The 17,075-nt window shown below is 59.7% G+C and carries 14 protein-coding genes and 1 riboswitch; of the genes, 13 read left to right on the top strand and 1 reads right to left on the bottom strand.

Annotated elements, in window-relative coordinates; genetic code table 11:
* Nucleotides 1-34: 34 nt before the first annotated feature.
* On the bottom strand, nucleotides 35-916 hold the full coding sequence (locus ACR0CG_RS08990) for a LysR family transcriptional regulator (RefSeq protein WP_480524241.1): 882 nt from the start codon (nucleotides 914-916) through the stop codon (nucleotides 35-37).
* Between the two features lie 103 nt (nucleotides 917-1,019).
* On the opposite strand from ACR0CG_RS08990, the gene ACR0CG_RS08985 reads away from it, so the two are divergent.
* The 13 genes from ACR0CG_RS08985 (at nucleotide 1,020) to ACR0CG_RS08925 (ending at nucleotide 17,041) form a co-directional block, all read left to right on the top strand.
* On the top strand, nucleotides 1,020-2,462 hold the full coding sequence (locus tag ACR0CG_RS08985; protein WP_480524239.1) for an aldehyde dehydrogenase family protein: 1,443 nt from the start codon (nucleotides 1,020-1,022) through the stop codon (nucleotides 2,460-2,462).
* Nucleotides 2,462-3,439, top strand: a complete 978-nt coding sequence (locus tag ACR0CG_RS08980) for a membrane dipeptidase (RefSeq protein ID WP_170614801.1) — start codon at nucleotides 2,462-2,464, stop codon at nucleotides 3,437-3,439. Before ACR0CG_RS08985 ends, ACR0CG_RS08980 begins: the two co-directional genes overlap by 1 nt.
* Entirely contained in the window at nucleotides 3,436-5,121 is a 1,686-nt protein-coding gene (locus ACR0CG_RS08975) for a hypothetical protein (RefSeq protein WP_480524238.1), read from the top strand. Before ACR0CG_RS08980 ends, ACR0CG_RS08975 begins: the two co-directional genes overlap by 4 nt.
* A complete protein-coding gene (locus ACR0CG_RS08970; RefSeq protein ID WP_480524236.1) occupies nucleotides 5,118-5,705 on the top strand; it encodes a DUF3726 domain-containing protein in 588 nt (195 codons plus the stop codon). Before ACR0CG_RS08975 ends, ACR0CG_RS08970 begins: the two co-directional genes overlap by 4 nt.
* 10 nt (nucleotides 5,706-5,715) lie before the next feature.
* On the top strand, nucleotides 5,716-6,726 hold the full coding sequence (locus ACR0CG_RS08965) for an Ldh family oxidoreductase (RefSeq protein WP_480524234.1): 1,011 nt from the start codon (nucleotides 5,716-5,718) through the stop codon (nucleotides 6,724-6,726).
* A gap of 101 nt (nucleotides 6,727-6,827) precedes the next feature.
* Nucleotides 6,828-7,994, top strand: a complete 1,167-nt coding sequence (iadA, locus tag ACR0CG_RS08960) for a beta-aspartyl-peptidase (protein WP_480524232.1) — start codon at nucleotides 6,828-6,830, stop codon at nucleotides 7,992-7,994.
* A gap of 56 nt (nucleotides 7,995-8,050) precedes the next feature.
* Nucleotides 8,051-8,938 carry a cyanophycinase gene (locus ACR0CG_RS08955; RefSeq protein WP_170614806.1) on the top strand — a complete coding sequence of 296 codons (888 nt, stop codon included), beginning with the start codon at nucleotides 8,051-8,053 and terminating at the stop codon, nucleotides 8,936-8,938.
* A gap of 23 nt (nucleotides 8,939-8,961) precedes the next feature.
* Nucleotides 8,962-11,763, top strand: coding sequence for a cyanophycin synthetase (cphA, locus tag ACR0CG_RS08950; protein WP_480524231.1), 2,802 nt, complete (start codon nucleotides 8,962-8,964; stop codon nucleotides 11,761-11,763).
* A gap of 15 nt (nucleotides 11,764-11,778) precedes the next feature.
* Entirely contained in the window at nucleotides 11,779-13,515 is a 1,737-nt protein-coding gene (locus ACR0CG_RS08945) for a Mur ligase family protein (RefSeq protein WP_480524229.1), read from the top strand.
* Nucleotides 13,516-13,623: 108 nt separating this feature from the next.
* Nucleotides 13,624-13,826, top strand: a riboswitch (cobalamin riboswitch).
* Between the two features lie 101 nt (nucleotides 13,827-13,927).
* Nucleotides 13,928-14,284 carry a DUF1636 family protein gene (locus ACR0CG_RS08940; protein WP_480524227.1) on the top strand — a complete coding sequence of 119 codons (357 nt, stop codon included), beginning with the start codon at nucleotides 13,928-13,930 and terminating at the stop codon, nucleotides 14,282-14,284.
* A complete protein-coding gene (locus ACR0CG_RS08935) occupies nucleotides 14,281-15,066 on the top strand; it encodes an ABC transporter ATP-binding protein (RefSeq protein ID WP_480524225.1) in 786 nt (261 codons plus the stop codon). Before ACR0CG_RS08940 ends, ACR0CG_RS08935 begins: the two co-directional genes overlap by 4 nt.
* Before the next feature lie 18 nt (nucleotides 15,067-15,084).
* On the top strand, nucleotides 15,085-16,032 hold the full coding sequence (locus ACR0CG_RS08930; RefSeq protein ID WP_480524224.1) for an ABC transporter substrate-binding protein: 948 nt from the start codon (nucleotides 15,085-15,087) through the stop codon (nucleotides 16,030-16,032).
* Nucleotide 16,033: 1 nt separating this feature from the next.
* Complete coding sequence (locus ACR0CG_RS08925; protein WP_170681002.1) at nucleotides 16,034-17,041, top strand: iron ABC transporter permease; 1,008 nt, start codon at nucleotides 16,034-16,036, stop codon at nucleotides 17,039-17,041.
* The last annotated feature ends 34 nt before the right edge of the window (nucleotides 17,042-17,075 follow it).

The raw sequence follows: 17,075 nt of genomic DNA, 5'->3' as shown, positions 1-17,075 counted from the left end.
TGGTGCGTTTGTAGTCATCATGTCTTCCGCGTCATCATTGCCCGCCTCCCAGATCAAGGCCCTGAATGAAGGCACTGATCTCATCAGTCATGTCCTGAAACCGTGACCGTTCGCTGACATAAAGATAGACCTGCCTTTTGTCTGCAAGGTCCGAAATGGGCCGGAAGGCCGTCGCCTCGGGGATGAACCGGGCAACGGTTTGCGGAAGAACCGTCACCCATCTGCCTGTGCGCACCATCGTTACAAGCGAGTGTGTGTTGTGGATGGTGACATCCGCACTTTCGATGGCCTGCACAAATCGCGGCGAGCGGATCAGGCCGCACAATGCGTTCCGGATAAACGGAGCCGATGCGACATCATCAATTGTCGGTGCGGCTTCAGCTTTGATCAACGGATGGTCCGACGCGCAAACCAATCCGAACAGGTCTTCAAACAGGGCAATCGCCCGGAACCCGTTCAGTGCGTGGTGGCCCGAGGCAATTCCGATATCAGCCTTGCCTTCGACCAGCGCGTCGAGCACCTGCTGCGTATCCGTATCGCGCAGCTCGATTTTGAGGCCGGGAAACCGCTGCGTCATATGCGCCAGCGCCGCTGGGAAAACCAGCGCCGCAACCGACGGGACCGAAACGATCCGCAACAGGCCGTGTTCGGCATCCGCTGCCGCCTCAATGTTCTGCACGGTTTGATCGAATTGACGAACCTGTTTCAGTGCAAGCTCGAACACCTGCTGCCCCAAAGGTGAAAGACGGTTCTTGCGCTCGCCCTCGAACAGTTTTTTGCCGAGGTGTTCCTCAAATTGCTTCAATGTCATCGACACGGCGGATTGCGTCCGCCCAAGCCTGTCGGCGGCTTCATTCAGCTGACCGGTTTGGGCAACGGTGCAAAAACACCGCAAAGTTTCGATCTTGATTGCCACGGTTCAAGATTCCTGAATTTTTCTTCACTTATTTGAGTTTGACTGATGTTGCTGCAAAAAGCCATCCTATCAGAAATCCTGTTTTTCGACTCTGGGGCGCATTGTGACCAAACTGAACCTGATCGCCGGCGAATGGCTGGCGGGAGAAAGCGAAATTGAAAACCGCAACCCTTCGGACCTGAGCGATCTGGTCGGCATGTTCGCGCAGGCCAGCCCGGACCAGCTGGACGCGACGCTGGATCATGCGCGCGTTGCGCAGGCCGAATGGGAGGCCTATCTGCCCGAGCGCAAGCAAGCCGTTCTGATGAATATCGGGAATGAGCTGATGTCGCGCGCCGAAGAGTTGGGCACGCTGCTGTCACGAGAGGAAGGCAAACCGCTGGCCGAGGGCAAGGGCGAGGTCTATCGCGCAGGCCAGTTCTTTACTTATTACGCCGCAGAATGCCTGCGTCAGATCGGTGAAAATGCAGACAGTGTCCGGCCGGGTGTCGAGATTGACGTACGCCGCGAAGCTGTTGGTGTTGTGGCGATCATCAGCCCATGGAATTTCCCAACCGCGACCGCTTCTTGGAAGATTGCCCCGGCGCTGTGTTATGGCAACGCGGTTGTCTGGAAACCCGCGAACATCACCCCGGCGTCGGCTGTGGCCCTGACCGAAATCATCGAACGACAGGACATCCCCAAGGGTTTGTTCAGCCTTGTCATGGGCTCAGGCCGATCCATTGGCCAACGGCTGGTGGAAAGCTCAAAGGTCAACGCGATCTCTTTCACCGGTTCGGTTCCGGTCGGAAAGGGCATCGCTGCCGCCGCCATCCAGAACCTGACCAAGGTGCAGATGGAGATGGGGTCCAAGAACGCTCTGGCGGTGATGGATGACGCTGATCTGGATCTGGCCGTCACACTGGCGCTTGGCGGCGCTTTTGGCGGCACTGGCCAGAAATGCACTGCGTCTTCGCGTCTGGTCGTTCATGCCGGTGTGCATGATGCGTTTGTCGAAAAGCTCGTGGCCGGTGCGAAGGCCATGAAGGTCGGCCATGCCCTGCAGGATGGGGTGCAGATGGGGCCGGTTGTCAGTCAGCAGCAGCTCAAGGAAAACCTGAGCTATGTGGAGCTTGGCAAATCCGAAGGCGCCGAGCTTGCCTGTGGTGGCCAGTTGCTCGACATGCCGCATGACGGGTTCTACATGTCCCCCGGCGTGTTCCTGAACACGACCAACGATTTGCGCATCAACCGTGAGGAAATGTTCGCGCCCCTGACCAGCGTCATCAAAGTTGGCAGCTATGACGAAGCGCTGAGCGTGGTGAACGACACCAATTTTGGCCTGACCTCGGGCATTGTCACCAAGTCGCTGGCCCGCGCCACGCACTTCCGCCGCAATGCACGTACCGGTGTTGTCACGGTCAACCTGCCCACCGCCGGAACCGACTATCACGTGCCTTTTGGCGGGCGCGGCGACAGCTCGTATGGCCCGCGTGAACAGGGCAAGGCGGCGGCCGAATTCTACACCACCGTCAAAACAGCCTATATCAGCGCGGGTCCCGTCTGATGCGGATTGACGGGCTGCAATACGCCAACTGGTCGGAAAAGATTTTTCGCCAACTGCGCGAAGGTGGCGTGGACGCGATCCACGTCACCATCTCGTATCACGAGAATTTTCGCGAAACGGTTCTGAACTTTGAAAAGTGGAACCGCTGGTTCGAGCAGTATCCGGACCTGATCATGAAAGGCCGTTGGGCCAGCGACATCGACACAGCCCGCGATACCGGCCGGACGGCAGTGTTCTTCGGATTTCAGAACCCCAGCCCCATCGAGGACGATATCGGGCTGGTGGAAATCCTGCATGACCTTGGTGCGCGGTTCATGCAACTGACGTACAACAACCAGTCCCTTCTGGCGACCGGCTGTTACGAGGCCGAAGACACCGGCATTACCCGCATGGGCAAACAGGTCATCAAAGAGATGAACCGCGTAGGCCTTGTGGTCGACATGAGCCATTCGGCAGACCGGTCGACCATCGAGGCCGCCGAACTGTCCGAGCGTCCCATTGCCATCACTCACGCCAATCCGCACGAATGGTCTCCGGCCCTGCGCAACAAGCGCGCGGAGGTTATTCGTGCGGTGACGGAAAATGGTGGGATGCTCGGCTTTTCGGTCTACCCTCATCACCTGAAAGACAAATCCGCCTGCACGATTGAAAGTTTCTGTGAGATGATCGCACGTACTGCCGACACATACGGCGTTCAGCATCTGGGGATCGGCACCGATCTGTGCCAGGATCAGCCCGACAGTGTGGTCGAATGGATGCGTGTAGGGCGCTGGACGAAAGAGATCGATTACGGCGAAGGCTCGGCCAGCAATCCCGGCTTTCCGCCGATGCCGGACTGGTTCCGCGACAATCGCGATTTCGGCAACATCGAGGCCGGATTGCGTACCGTCGGCATGAGCGAAGACGAAATTGCCGGTATCATGGGCGGTAACTGGTATCGGTTCTTTAATGAAAGCTTCGGACCCCAACACGCATGACACCCCCCGCCCCTCATATCGCGCGACGTGATCCTGCGAAGGTGATGCGCCTTTCCCGCCTGGGCTCGCTGCATCAATGTCGCCTCAGCTTCATGCGGCAACTGACGCGGCGCATGGCGGAGGAGGCCTGGGTTTTCTCTCGCCCGGTCTTTGAGATTGATGACAACGGTGTCGGCCATGCGGTTTATACAGCTTGCGGTCCCGAGCGCGCGTATTCTCTGGTCGCGTTTGCCCATGACCTGCCGCCCGAACAACGCTCGGACCGGGTGATTGCCGAGGCGTGGGATGCCACTTTCACACTGTTTGACGGGGTTCCGACGTCCGAGGATATCGCGCGACTGTCAAGGAATGTCCCGCTGCAAGAGGCGGGGCGCGTCAGCGAAAGCGAACTGTCCTTGTCCCGGGCCAACCGGTCCGTTCGCTTATGGACCCATGTTGTCGACAGTCTTGCCGCCGGTAAACAGCCTGAACTGGAGCAAATTTACAAGGTCGGCTATCTGATGCGGACAACGGCGGTTTACGGTTCCGGCAAGTTCGGCGCGGCCGATCGCGAAATAACGGCAGATCGTTCCGAAGTTAGTGGCCCGTTCCAGATCGAGATGCTGTCAGTCTACCTGACCCGGGTTTTTGTGCGCGATCTGGTACAGCATATGGCGAATGTCAAAGGCAATGGACAGGCTGCGGTGCTTGACCCGCAAATCGCACGCTGGCTGGGCATCGGCAATTCCACAGGGTTGGGAATGGCGCCGTTTATCGTCAACCATCCGATCTTGTTCAACAACTGGATCATGGCACGGGAAGAGGCCATCGCCCGCGTGCGCGGCATCGAAACTGCATCCAGCGACGAAGTTCAAAAATTCCTGAACATCTTTGACCGCAGCAAGCTGTCGACCTCATGGTGGCGGTCGGATCACCCGATACAGATTGAAAAACTGGCGACTCTGAACGCTGATCTGAAGGCCATCTCGGACTATCTGGAACAGGATGACCTGACGCAGAACCATCCTTGGGACCGGCTTGTGCGCTGGTCAGAGAACACGCTCAACGAAGAAGGTCAAGAACTGGTCGTCTCGCTGATCATGGAACCCTACCCCGAGCTTGTGGATGGATTGGCAAGCTGCATGGCCGACAGCAACACGCAGGCGCATCTGATCGACGGCGCGATGACGGTGAAACAGGTCCGTTCGCTGATCCGCGAAAACTTTGACTGGGCACTGGATGTTGATTGGACCAACCCGCAGAATTGCGCACGGGCTTGGTATGTCTCGGAAGAAAAGCTGGAACCCAGATTGGGTGAGCGGTTCGAGGAGCCGATCTCGGACTATGAACAACCGCTGGCACCAGCACGTGATGCGGCACTTGCCTGCCAGCAGCTTGCCAGTTGGCAGGACAACGCACCTATCGCTGAGTTTCTGCTGCAACACCCGGAACACCGGCATACGGTTCGACGGGCTCAGATGTCATGCGTCGCGCCTTATGGCGAAATCCGTGACAATACGATCAGTGCAGATGTTCTGCCCATCGACATGTTGCGTGCCAAACTCTCGTTTTTCGGAGCAACCCATTTCGATCCGCGGTCAGACCGATGGGTTCGCATCTGCATGTATTCAGGCGCACCCTACCCCGAGGAATTGACCCCTCAAACGGCGGATCTGTGGGTTTACCCGGAGGCTGTGGAATGAGCTATTCCCTGAACGAGGTTGAAGCCACAGCCAAACGGGCCGCACGCGGCGCGGGCTACAGTTGGGGACTGGCCGAGGAAGCCGGCAAGGCAACACGCTGGCTATGCGCGCAGGGGTTGGACGGTACCGGAGCGCTGGCGCGGCTGCTGGAACAAGAAACGATCCGGTCAGGCGAACGCGGTCCGTGTCCCCTTTCAAACGGCGCATATCTGTCCGACAGCGCGCATATTCTGAAGTCAGACCCTATGATGTTGCGGCAAGTCGAATGCCCACTCCTTCTGGTGCCGTTTGCGGCCTATGCCGCACGTCGACTGGATACTTGTGTTGCAATCACCTGCGATGGCGCTGAGATTGTTACTGACGGAGCCGTTGTTTCAACCTACGATGCGCTGCCCAATCGTGCCGATCGCGTTGAAATCCGTCCAAGCGGCGATTTGACCAGCATCGCGCCACATCGATCCCGCGCCACCCCCAACCCAGGGGATTGGGAGACCCTGAACAGGTTTGCCCACCGCACCTACGCCCCCGCCACCGATGCCTCCCGCGTTCTGGGTGCCGGTGCCGGGCTTTCCGACAATGACTGAAGAGAAACCCATGATCGAAACCCGCACCCTGACCCTCGCAGAAATCGAAGATTTGGCCTTTCGCGCGCTTGTCGCTGCGGGCACCACCGAGGCCAACGCCCGCCCGCTGGCAGTGGCCACCGCTGCAACCGAAGCGGATGGTGTTGCAAGCCACGGCCTCGCCTATATCCCGATTTATTGTGAGCATGTGCAGTGCGGCAAGGTGGATGGTCGGGCCGAGCCCGTTCTGACCCGCCCGCGCCCCGGTGTCATCAACGTCGACGCGGCGACGGGTTTTGCACATTCAGCCATCGATCTCGGGTTCGAGGCGCTGACAAAGGCTGCGCGCGAGCAGGGCGTGGCAGTGCTTGCAATCCGCAACAGCTATAACTGCGGTGTTCTGGGATATCATACATATCGGCTGGCGCAGGCCGGTCTGGTGGGTCTGGGCTTTACCAACGCCCCCGCTTCGATCGCACCATCCGGAGGATCGAAACCTGTGGTTGGCACCAACCCGTTCTCGGTTGCGGTTCCCGGCCCGGACGGGCAGCCATCGCTGCTGATTGATCAGAGCGCCAGCACCATCGCCAAAAGCGAAGTGATGAAACACGCGCGCGAAGGCAAGGCCATTCCCGTCGGCTGGGCGCTGGACCCCGATGGCAACCCGACAACCGACCCCAATGTCGGCCTCAAAGGCTCGATGGCGCCGTCCGGCGGCTACAAGGGCGTGGGCGTTGCATTGCTGACCGAGGTCATGGCCGCCGCGCTGACCGGAGCCACACTGGGCATCCATGCATCGCCGTTTTCGGGTACCGCCGGCGGCCCGCCCAAGACAGGCCAGTTCTTTATTGCGATCGATCCCGCCGCCATATCCGGCGACAGTTTCGCCACTGGGATAGGCGCGTTGGTAGATGCAATCAGGGCGCAGTCGGGCGCCCATCTTCCGGGGGACGGTCGCGGCGCGAAGCGTGCAGCGGCAAAGACCGATGGGGTGGCTGTCAATGTTGCCACCCTGGACAAAATCGAAACCTTCCTGAACTGAATCTGGCGGAACATGATCCTCAGCTAATCGCACGGAACTGTTTGAGCTTTGCGAAAGGGTCAAATAAAGAACGTTCGTTTTGTATATGACGGACCACAGATATGCTGACCCTGATCAGGAATGCCAATCTTTTTACACCCGAGCCCTTTGGGATCGGTCATCTTTTGGTCGCTGCCGGACAGATCGTTTATCTGGGCCGGGACCTGCCTGATCTGGGCGGGCCGTTGCAGGTTGACGTGTTGGATGCCGAAGGCGCGCCGGTTGTGCCCGGTCTGATCGACGGCCATGCCCACATCACGGGTGGGGGCGGCGAAACCGGACCTGCCAGCCGAGTGCCGCCGATGGTATTGTCCTCGTTCACGCGGGCGGGCGTCACCTCGGTCGTTGGGGTTTTGGGGACCGACGATCTGACCCGCAATACGCAGACACTGGTGCAGCAGGCCTACGGTCTTCGCGCAGAAGGACTTTCGGCCTGGTGCCACACGGGCGGCTATCACGTCCCGCTGACCACGCTGACCGGGTCCGCCCGTGGCGACATCGTGTTCCTTGACCCGGTCATCGGTGTCGGTGAACTGGCGATCAGCGATCATCGCTCCAGCCAGCCGACACTGGACGAGTTCCTGCGCATTGCCAGCGAGGCGCATGTTGCAGGGTTGATGACAGGCAAGGCCGGGATCGTTCATTGCCATATGGGGGATGGCGTGCGCGGGCTTTCGATGCTGGAACAGGCGATCGAGACCAGCGAAATTCCGGCCCGGGTCTTCAATCCGACCCATGTCAACCGCAACAAGCCGCTGTTCGAACAGGCCGTCGCCCTTGCCCGTCATGGCTGTTTCATTGATGCCACGGCCTTTCCCTGCGCGCATGTCGATCCGGGCATTTCCGCTGCCGAAGCCTATGTTCAGTTTCGTGATGCCGGCGGGCGGACAGACCGCTTCACCATCAGCTCCGATGGTGGCGGCTGCCTGCCCGCGTTCGACCATGAGGGCAACTTGACCCGTTTTGGCGTTGGCCTGTCTGACACATTGCCCGAAACGCTGGCCGAGATGGTGGGCATGGGCGTACCTCTGGATGAGGCTCTGCGCCCGTTGACATCAAATGTCGCCGACTTGCTGAAATTGCGTGGAAAAGGCCGATTGAGCGCCGGAAAAGACGCCGATCTGGTGGTTCTTGACGAAAAACTTGGCATACGGCATGTGATGGCGCGGGGGGAATGGCATGTCCGCAGCGCCCTAATAGCCCGGCGCGGCATGTATGAACAAATATAAGCGCCTGTGCGGCCCCGGCGGCTGCACCGCATCAGGACGAAGAAGGTAATCTTGACATGTGCCCTGCACCCGTTGATGCAGACACCCCTCGCGGGTTCATCATTCCGATTGGTGGCGGCGAAGACCGCGTGAAGGAAATGCAGATCCACCGCAAGTTCGTGGAGCTGTCAGGCGGCGCGGATGCCGACATCGTTGTGATCCCGACCGCCTCGATGCTGGAAGAAACGGGGCCGGACTATAACCGCATCTTTTCCGAGCTTGGCGCGGGTCAGGTCGAATTCCTGCCCATCTCGCGCCGCGCCGACTGTGACAACCCCGATTACGCCGGAATGCTGGACCGGGCGACCGGCATTTTCATGACTGGTGGCAACCAGTTGCGCCTGTCCGCGATTCTCGGCGGAACGCTGGTAGCGCAGAAAATCCGCCGCCGGAATGCGGCGGGCGTGCCGGTTGCCGGAACCTCTGCCGGGGCGTCGATCATGTCCGAACATATGGTCGCCGGAGGCAGCAGCAACTCGGCCCCCGCCGAAGGCAACATCACGCTTGCACCGGGCATGGGCCTGACCAACGCGGTGATCATCGACCAGCATTTTACCCAGCGCAACCGGCTGGGGCGTTTGCTAACCGCCTCATCTTTCAACCCTTTTCTGATCGGCCTTGGAATTGACGAGGACACCGCCGCCTTTATCGGCCCCGACAACGTCCTTGAGGTTGTTGGCAGCGGCACGGTCACGGTCGTGGATGCCAGCCATCTGACGCATTCGTCGATGTGGGATGCACGCCGGGGCGAAGCACTGAGCCTTTTGGGTCTTCGGCTTGACGTTCTGGGCGAAGGGTGCCGTTATGACCTGATGGCTCGCCAGGCCTTTCCGCCAGATGAGCATATGGCGTTCTGCACCTTGCCCGATTTGTCCGGCGATGAGGACGCCTCCGGGGGGAAATGAACAATTAATAAACGAGGAGCCTTATGAAAATAATCTCTACCAATGTCTTCGTCGGTCCCAACGTCTGGGCAAGTTTTCCGGTTATTCGACACGTCATTGATCTGGGATTGTTGGAAGATTGGCCCTCGGCCCGAATAGGCCCCGAATTCATCGACGCATTGGTCGCGGCCCTCCCCGGCCTTGCCGAGCATGGCTGTTCCTACCGCGAGCCCGGCGGCTTTATCCGCCGTCTGCGCGAGGATGAAGGCACCTGGCTGGGTCACGTGCTGGAACATTGTGCCATCGAGGTTCAGAACGTGGCCGGCACGGATGTGACATTTGGCCGGACGCGGGGCACGGGCGAACCCGGCCAGTACAATATGGTCTACGAATACCGCCAGCGCGACGTGGGACTTGATGCCGGGAAACTGGCCATGCGCCTGCTGATGCACCTGCTGCCGCAAAACCTCAAGGAAGCCCTGGACTATGATTTCGATCCCGATTTCGATTGGGACGACGAGTTGCGCAGCTTTGTTCTGCGTGCCCAGCGCAAGGAATTCGGTCCCTCGACCGGGTCGTTGGTCAAGGCCGCCGAAGAACGTGACATTCCATGGATCCGCCTGAACGAAGGATCGCTGGTTCAGTTCGGGCATGGCAAGTATCAGCGCCGTATTCAGGCGACCATCACGTCCGAGACCAAACATATCTCGGTCGAGATTTCCTGCGACAAGGAAGATACCCACAATCTGCTGAACGATCTGGGCCTGCCGGTGCCGCAACAGCGCATGGTCTATTCGGCCCGCGAAGCCGCGAAAGCAGCTGGCCGGATCGGATTTCCGGTGGTGGTCAAACCGCTGAATGCCAATCACGGCCGCGGAGTATCGATCAATCTGAACTCGGAATCCGAGGTCGAGGCCGGTTTTGCTGAGGCCAAGGAACACTCGCGAAGCCGCGCCATTCTGGTTGAAAGCTTCATTACAGGATTTGATCACCGGATGCTGGTGGTGAACAACAAGCTGGTCGCCGTCGCCAAACGGGTTCCGGGTCATGTGATGGGGGATGGCAAGCATACGATTGCGGAACTGGTCGCTATCGTTAACCAGGATCCGCGCCGGGGCATCGGGCACGAAAAAGTGCTGACCATGCTGGAAATCGACAATCAGGCCAAACGCCTGATGGAAAACGCCGGTGTGACCGAAGAAACCGTTTTGCCGGAAGGAGAGGTTTTCTATTTGCGCTCTACCGCGAACCTGTCCACAGGCGGCACGGCCATCGACCTGACCGATGTGGTTCATCCCGACAACCGCGACATGGCTGAACGCGCCATCATGGCGGTTGGGCTGGATGTAGGCGGCGTCGATTTTCTGATCGACGACATCACCAAGTCCTACAAGGATATCGGCGGCGCGATTGTCGAGGTGAACGCAGCCCCCGGATTCCGGATGCACGTAGCTCCGTCCGAAGGCCAACCGCGCGATGTTGCCGGTCGGGTGATCGACATGCTGTTCCCGGTCGGGGACAAGACACGCATCCCCATTGCGGCAATCACGGGAACCAACGGGAAAACCACAACATCGCGGATGTTGAACCATATCATGAAAACCAGCGGCAAGACCGTTGGCATGACCTCGACTGACGGGGTCTATGTGGATGGCAAGCTGAGCGTCAAGGGCGACATGACCGGGCCCAAGTCGGCCCAGATCGTGCTGCGCGATCCGATGGTCGATTTCGCCGTGATGGAGACCGCGCGTGGCGGGCTGGTGCGTTCGGGCCTGGGCTATCAAAGCTCGAACGTTGCCGCCTGTCTGAACGTATCGGCCGACCATCTGGGGCTGGGTGGCATCAACACGGTCGAAGAGCTTGCCGTGGTCAAACGCGTCGTGGTGGAAAGCGCCACGGATACGGCCGTTCTGAATGCCGACGACATCAACTGCCTGAAGATGGCGGATTATGCCGGGGCAAGTCAGATCTTCTATGTCACGACCAATCCCGGCCACAGTCTTGTGAAAGAACATATCAAGGAAGGCGGCAAGGCCATCGTGCTGGAAAAAGGCATGAACGGCGACATGCTGACCATCTACGACAATGGCCTGCATATCCCCGTGCTCTGGTCGCACCTGATCCCGGCGACACTGGAAGGCAAGGCGATCTTCAACGTGCAGAACGCCATGTTTGCTGCAGCCATGGCCTATAGTTTTGGCGTTGATCTGGACAATATCCGCCACGGGCTGCGGACCTTTGACACCAGCTATTTCCAGGCACCGGGGCGGATGAACGTTTATGACGAACATCCGTTCAAGGTAATCCTGGATTATGGCCACAACCCCGCCGCCCTGAAGGCAATGGCGGCGCTGGCCGACCAGCTAGAGATCAAGGGCCGCAGGCTGTGCGTCGTATCGATGCCCGGTGACCGTCGTGACGAGGACGTCGAGGATGCGGGCGCGGCGCTGGCCGGTCATTTTGACCACTTCATCTGCAAGGCTGACGACCGCCGTCGCGGACGCGGGCATGACGAAATTCCTCAGATGCTGCGGCAGGCGTTGATTGCAGGCGGCACGCCGGATGAGGCGATCACAATCATCCCTGATGAGGTCGAAGCGGTGACGGCGGGTCTTGAAATGGCAGCTCCCGGCGATCTGCTGGTGATATTCGGCGACGACACCACCCGCTGCTGGAAACAGATCATCTACTTCAATTCGGATGGCGACGCGCCCGAAGCTGAAGCGATCGCCAAGCCTGCCCCTGTTGAGACCTCTTTCGAGGACATGTTCGATAGCGATCAGGCCCTGATCCGGGACGAGCGCGGCGTGCGTCTGGCCCGCGAAATCAGCGAAGACGCGGATTGAGCCGAGGGCACCGGAATGGACAGAATTGAAGAGCTTGAGACCGCGCTGACCATCCCCAGCGCGACCAGTGGCGCGTTTCGGGTAGACGATGCGCGCCGGCTGACCGGGCCCGGGTTGCTCTGGGATCACCCGGGCGCAATCATGGACGTCTTTTTTGACCAAGAGCAGTCTTCGCGTGTCATTGAGCTGTGGCAGCATCATGCACGTCGTGTGCTGGATGCGCTCGGCTGGCACCAAGAAAAGCTGACATATCGGGTATTCACCGGCGGCGTGAACCTTGCGATTTCAGCGCCGATGGATCAGCTATATTCAGCGATCTTTGCGGTCCAGACCGCATGGCATTTCTGTGCCGCGGCGCTGGTCGGGGAAACACCCGGCGATTTCGACAAGATGATCGCCAACGTCCGCGACGTCATGGCCAAAGAGGCAAATCCGGCCCTGATCGCCCTGATCCAGGCGGCGTCGGCGCGGGGCGTCGATATCCTGTGTGACGACGACGAGATTTCGATCGGCCACGGGGTCGGAAGCCGGACCTGGGCCTGGAACGCTCTGCCTGCGCCTGATGAAGTCGAGTGGGACGCCTTGCACAACATCCCCGTCGCCTTCATCACCGGAACCAATGGCAAGACCACAACGACCCGGCTGCTTGAGGCGATCGCCCGGGCGGCGGGCAAGGTTGCCGGGCTGACCTCGACCGAGTTTGTCCGCGTCGGCGACGACATCCTCGACCGTGGTGATTATTCCGGCCCCGGCGGAGCGCGCATGCTGCTGCGCGACCGGCGGCTTGAAGTCGCCTGTCTGGAGGTTGCCCGTGGCGGAATCCTGCGCCGGGGTCTTCCAACCCATGCCGCCTCGGCTGCGGCTGTCACAAATGTCGCCAATGATCATCTGGGTCAGTACGGCGTCAACACGGTTCCGGAGTTGGCGCAGGCCAAGTTCGCCGTGCATCGCACCCTTAAGAAAGATGGCGTTCTGGCCCTGAACGCGGATGACCCCTTTGTCCGGGATGAGGCGCTGAACACGTCCTGCAGGATCTGGTGGTTCTCGCTGGACCAGAAAAACGCACTGATCCAACAATCCCGCGAGCAAGGACATTGTTGTGCCTTCCTGCGGGACGAGATGATCGTGTTCTTCGATGGCTCCACGGAACAACCGGTGATTTCGGTTCACGATGTACCGCTCGCTATGGGTGGGGCTGCCAGGTACAATATCCTCAACGCAATGACTGCGCTGTGTCTGGCCTGCGCACTGGATATCCCGATGCAGGCCATTCGCACGGGATTGTCCGGTTTCAAGCCAGACGCCAAAGATAATCCGGGCCGGTGCAACGAGTTTTCCCATAGCGGCGCCCGCGTCTTTGTCGATTTTGCGCATAACCCACATTCGGTCGCAGCGGTGTGCGAGGCTTTGTCCGGACTTCCGGCAAAGCGCCGCTTCATACTGCTAAGCCATGCCGGGGACCGGTCCGATCAGGACATCATCGATGTCACGCAAACGGCATTGCGGTTCCAGCCGGATGTGATCGTCGCTGCCGAGCTTGAGGGTTATCTGCGGGGACGCAACCTTGGTGAGATTCCAAAGCTGATTAAGCAGGCGGCAATGAACAACGGTCTTCGGGATGAGCAGATCCTGAGCGCGCCTTCCCCGGTCGAGGCGAGCAGGACAATACTGGATCAGATCGAACCGGGCGATCTTGCCCTGTTGCTGGTCTTGTCCGAGCGCGAACAGGTTCTGAAACTGCTGGAGAATTGAACCGGCACGCTGAACGCGAGGCACCCGGGCAGTTACCGATGGATGCCGCTCCGCCGCCGAACAGAGTGTCCTGGCAACAATTCTGTATTGACGCATGCCCGGGTCTGAGGCACTTAGCTAGAAGATGGTTCCCGAAGGAAGACCCGAGGGATGAAAAGGGAATACGGTGCGGCCCAGTGGGCCAAGTCCGTAACTGCCCCCGCAACTGTAAGCGGTGAGCGACGCCAAACACCCACTGGCCGAATGGGCCGGGAAGGAAGGCCAAGCAAGGACCCGCGAGTCAGGAGACCTGCCATCAATGTTCAACCAACCCGGGGCGGGGCGCCCTGGAAGGAGGCTTAGATGGCACGTCAGTCACGTGTTTACATGATCAGCACCTTCTGTCCGCGCTTGGCAACAAGTGGAGCGGACCATGTCAGACGCCACTGATCATGTTCTTCTGATCTGTTCGACATGCAACGGTGATTTGTCTGCGGACAAAATACGCTCTTCTTTGTCAGATGCGCTGCCGTCCGCGTTTGCCATTCGCACGGTCGATTGCATGGCCGGGTGTGCGCAGCCGACAACTGTTGGGTTTCAGGCCGCCGGCAAAGCCCAATACCTGTTCGGCGACATCCGGACCCCGCATGACATCGCGGCCTTGGCCGAATTCGCGTTGCAATATCAGAACAGTGCCGATGGATGGACCTGCGCGTCCGACAGGCCGAGCGCGCTTTTTGACAAAACCCTTTCCCGTTTGCCCCGAATGACTTTGGAGGAGCATTCATGACGACCTCTGCATTTCTTGCCGTGCGTGACGTCGAGTACTATGCGCTGAATGGTGATGTACTGCTGCAAGCGGCGTCTTTCGAACTGGAAGAAGGTGCCATCCTTGCAATTGCCGGGCCGAACGGGGCCGGGAAGACGACGCTTCTGAACCTGTTGTGCGGCACAGCCGAACTGGCGCTGGGCGACGTTTTGATCAATGGGCGCAGCCTGAAACACATGCCCGCCAACCAGCGCGCCCGAATGATCGCTGTTGTCAGCCAGCACGAGCTGCCGGATAGCAGATTGTCTTTGCGGGAATATGTGGCCTTGGGGCGAATCCCGATCCGGGCTGACCGGTCGAAAGAGGGCCACGCCGCCGAACTGGACAGGGTTTTGAACCTGACAGGTCTGAGTGATCTGGCGGAAAAACGAATGGGCGTACTTTCCGGGGGCGAACGTCAACGCGCGCATATCGCGCGTGCTCTGGCACAGAACCCTTCACTATTGTTTTTGGACGAACCGACAAACCATCTGGACCCCGACGCCAAGGGGCGGATGCTGTCGCTCGTTGCCGAGTTGGGCATAACGGTGGTCATGATCGTCCACGACCTCGTCATGATCCCCGAATTCGCCACTCACGTGGCCATGATGAAATCCGCGCGGCTCACGGGCTTTGGTCCCGTGGCCGATGTGCTGACCTCGGACCGGGTCCGGGAAACCTTTGGCGTCGACTACCTGTGCTTTCACCATGAGGGCCGCGTGATTCCGGCGCTGGATATCCGAAAAACCTCGGTCTCAAACTAACCCTAGGAGCATCTTTGAATGAAACAGATCTGGTCGGTGGTCCTGACCACAGCCCTGGCAGGCGGTGCGTCGGCACAAGAAATTGCCGTCGACAATTGCGGCAAGTCGCTAGTTTTTGAAACTGCACCCGAGCGGATTGTCGTGCACGATATGAACATGACCGACATGGCCTTTGCGCTGGGTCTGCAAGACAAGATCGTCGGGCTGACCGGCATCACCGGATGGTACAAAACCAGCCCGGAATTCGATACGCTGCGCGGCGATATTCCCGAGCTTGCGCCCAAATACCCAACGGTCGAGAACCTTGTGGCCGTCGAACCCGACATGTTCTTCGCGGGCTGGTATTACGGGATGAAGCCGGGCGGAGACGTGACACCTGACACGCTGGAACCCTTTGGCATCAAAACCTTGATCCTGTCCGAAAGCTGCGTGCATCTGGACAAGGACCGCCCCGAAGCCAGCATGAACCTGCTGTTTGATGACGTTCTGCGACTGGGCGAGGTCATGCAGGTCGAAGACAAGGCGAAGGAACTGGTTGATGGTTGGAAAGAAGAACTGACCGAGATCGAAACCCGGACCGCCGATCTGCCCAAACCGCGCGTTTTCCTGTTGGATGGTCCGGCTGATGCGCCCTTCACCGCGGGCAAGTTTGCCATTCCCGATGCGATAATTTCCGCAGCGGGCGGTGAAAACGTGACCCATGACATGGATACAAGCTGGGGCCGCACCTCGTGGGAAACGGTAGCGGCCGCCAACCCCGAATTTCTGGTGCTGCTGGATTACCAAACCGGCAACGGCGCCGAGGATACCTTCAAATTTCTGCAGGAGCATCCGGTTATGTCCCAGACAGATGCTGTCAAGAATGAAGCCTGGATTGGCCTGCGGTACGAGGAACTGACCCCGGGACCGGCAAATATCGAGGCGATCCTGAAAATGGCGCAGGCCATGCATCCGGATCTCAACTGATATGGGCCGACTCGGCCTGACACTTCTGCTGGGGGCGGTCGTTCTGGCCGCCCTTTTGCTGATCTCAACCATCTACGGCACCACATCCATTCCGGTTTCCGACACGTTCACCGCTGTCTTGCTGGGAACCGGTCTGAGTGACGGGGACATGTCGCCTTTGCACCGGATCGTGTTTGATTTGCGCCTGCCGCGCGCCCTGTTCGCGGCCGTAATCGGCGCCGGGTTGGGCATCGTCGGCGTGGTCCTGCAAACCACAACGCGCAACGATCTTGCTGATCCGTTCCTGTTCGGCCTGTCCTCGGGTGCGGCGGCCGGCGCCGTGTTTGTGATCACCGTGACCGGCGACGTGCTGGGCTTTTGGACCCTGCCGTTGGCCGCGTTCTGCGGCGGGCTTGTGGCGTCGGGCATCGTGCTGGCGCTGGTTCACGGTTTACGCACAAGCGCGCCCGAAAAACTGATCCTGGCCGGGCTTGCGGTTTCGTTCCTGTTCTCGGCCATCACCAACTACCTGATTTTTGCAGGCGACAGCCGCGCCGCGCATTCCGTGATTTTCTGGATGCTGGGCGGTCTGGGCCTGGCCCGCTGGGAGACGTTTCCGCTGGTCTGCGCAGGCCTGCTTCTGATCCTGAGCTTTTCTCTCTACCGCAGCCGCTGGCTCGACGCGCTGCTGACCGGCGATCTTACTGCCTCCACCCTCGGCGTACCCGTGCGCGGACTGCGGTTCAGCATGTTCTTTGTTGCGGCGCTGGCAACGGCGGTGTTCGTCTCGGTCGCCGGTGTCATCGGTTTCGTCGGTCTGATGGTCCCCCACATCGCCCGCGGAATCGCGGGGCCGCTGCATGGCCATCTGCTGCCGACCGCAGCTCTCGTCGGCGCGGCATTGCTGACGGGCTCGGATATTATCAGCCGTTTGTTGCTGGCCCCGCAGGAATTGCCTGTCGGGATCGTGACAACCTCAATCGGATCGGCGTTCGTGTTCCTGCTCCTGTTCAGGACCAGAGCCCGCTGACCGGACCCTTTCCACCTTCGATCCAGGGCGCAAG

It is taken from the genome of Ruegeria sp. AB8, from assembly GCF_056542605.1.
Note: the sequence above shows the minus strand (reverse complement) of the source record. Positions and strands in the feature narration are given on the sequence as shown.

Coding starts and splice junctions, on each gene's coding strand:
- ACR0CG_RS08935 (WP_480524225.1), top strand. CDS start 14,281: ATGACGACCTCTGCATTTCTTGCCGTGCGTGACGTCGAGTACTATGCG.
- ACR0CG_RS08955 (WP_170614806.1), top strand. CDS start 8,051: ATGTGCCCTGCACCCGTTGATGCAGACACCCCTCGCGGGTTCATCATT.
- ACR0CG_RS08970 (WP_480524236.1), top strand. CDS start 5,118: ATGAGCTATTCCCTGAACGAGGTTGAAGCCACAGCCAAACGGGCCGCA.
- ACR0CG_RS08965 (WP_480524234.1), top strand. CDS start 5,716: ATGATCGAAACCCGCACCCTGACCCTCGCAGAAATCGAAGATTTGGCC.
- ACR0CG_RS08925 (WP_170681002.1), top strand. CDS start 16,034: ATGGGCCGACTCGGCCTGACACTTCTGCTGGGGGCGGTCGTTCTGGCC.
- ACR0CG_RS08980 (WP_170614801.1), top strand. CDS start 2,462: ATGCGGATTGACGGGCTGCAATACGCCAACTGGTCGGAAAAGATTTTT.
- iadA (WP_480524232.1), top strand. CDS start 6,828: ATGCTGACCCTGATCAGGAATGCCAATCTTTTTACACCCGAGCCCTTT.
- ACR0CG_RS08940 (WP_480524227.1), top strand. CDS start 13,928: ATGTCAGACGCCACTGATCATGTTCTTCTGATCTGTTCGACATGCAAC.
- ACR0CG_RS08975 (WP_480524238.1), top strand. CDS start 3,436: ATGACACCCCCCGCCCCTCATATCGCGCGACGTGATCCTGCGAAGGTG.
- ACR0CG_RS08945 (WP_480524229.1), top strand. CDS start 11,779: ATGGACAGAATTGAAGAGCTTGAGACCGCGCTGACCATCCCCAGCGCG.
- cphA (WP_480524231.1), top strand. CDS start 8,962: ATGAAAATAATCTCTACCAATGTCTTCGTCGGTCCCAACGTCTGGGCA.
- ACR0CG_RS08930 (WP_480524224.1), top strand. CDS start 15,085: ATGAAACAGATCTGGTCGGTGGTCCTGACCACAGCCCTGGCAGGCGGT.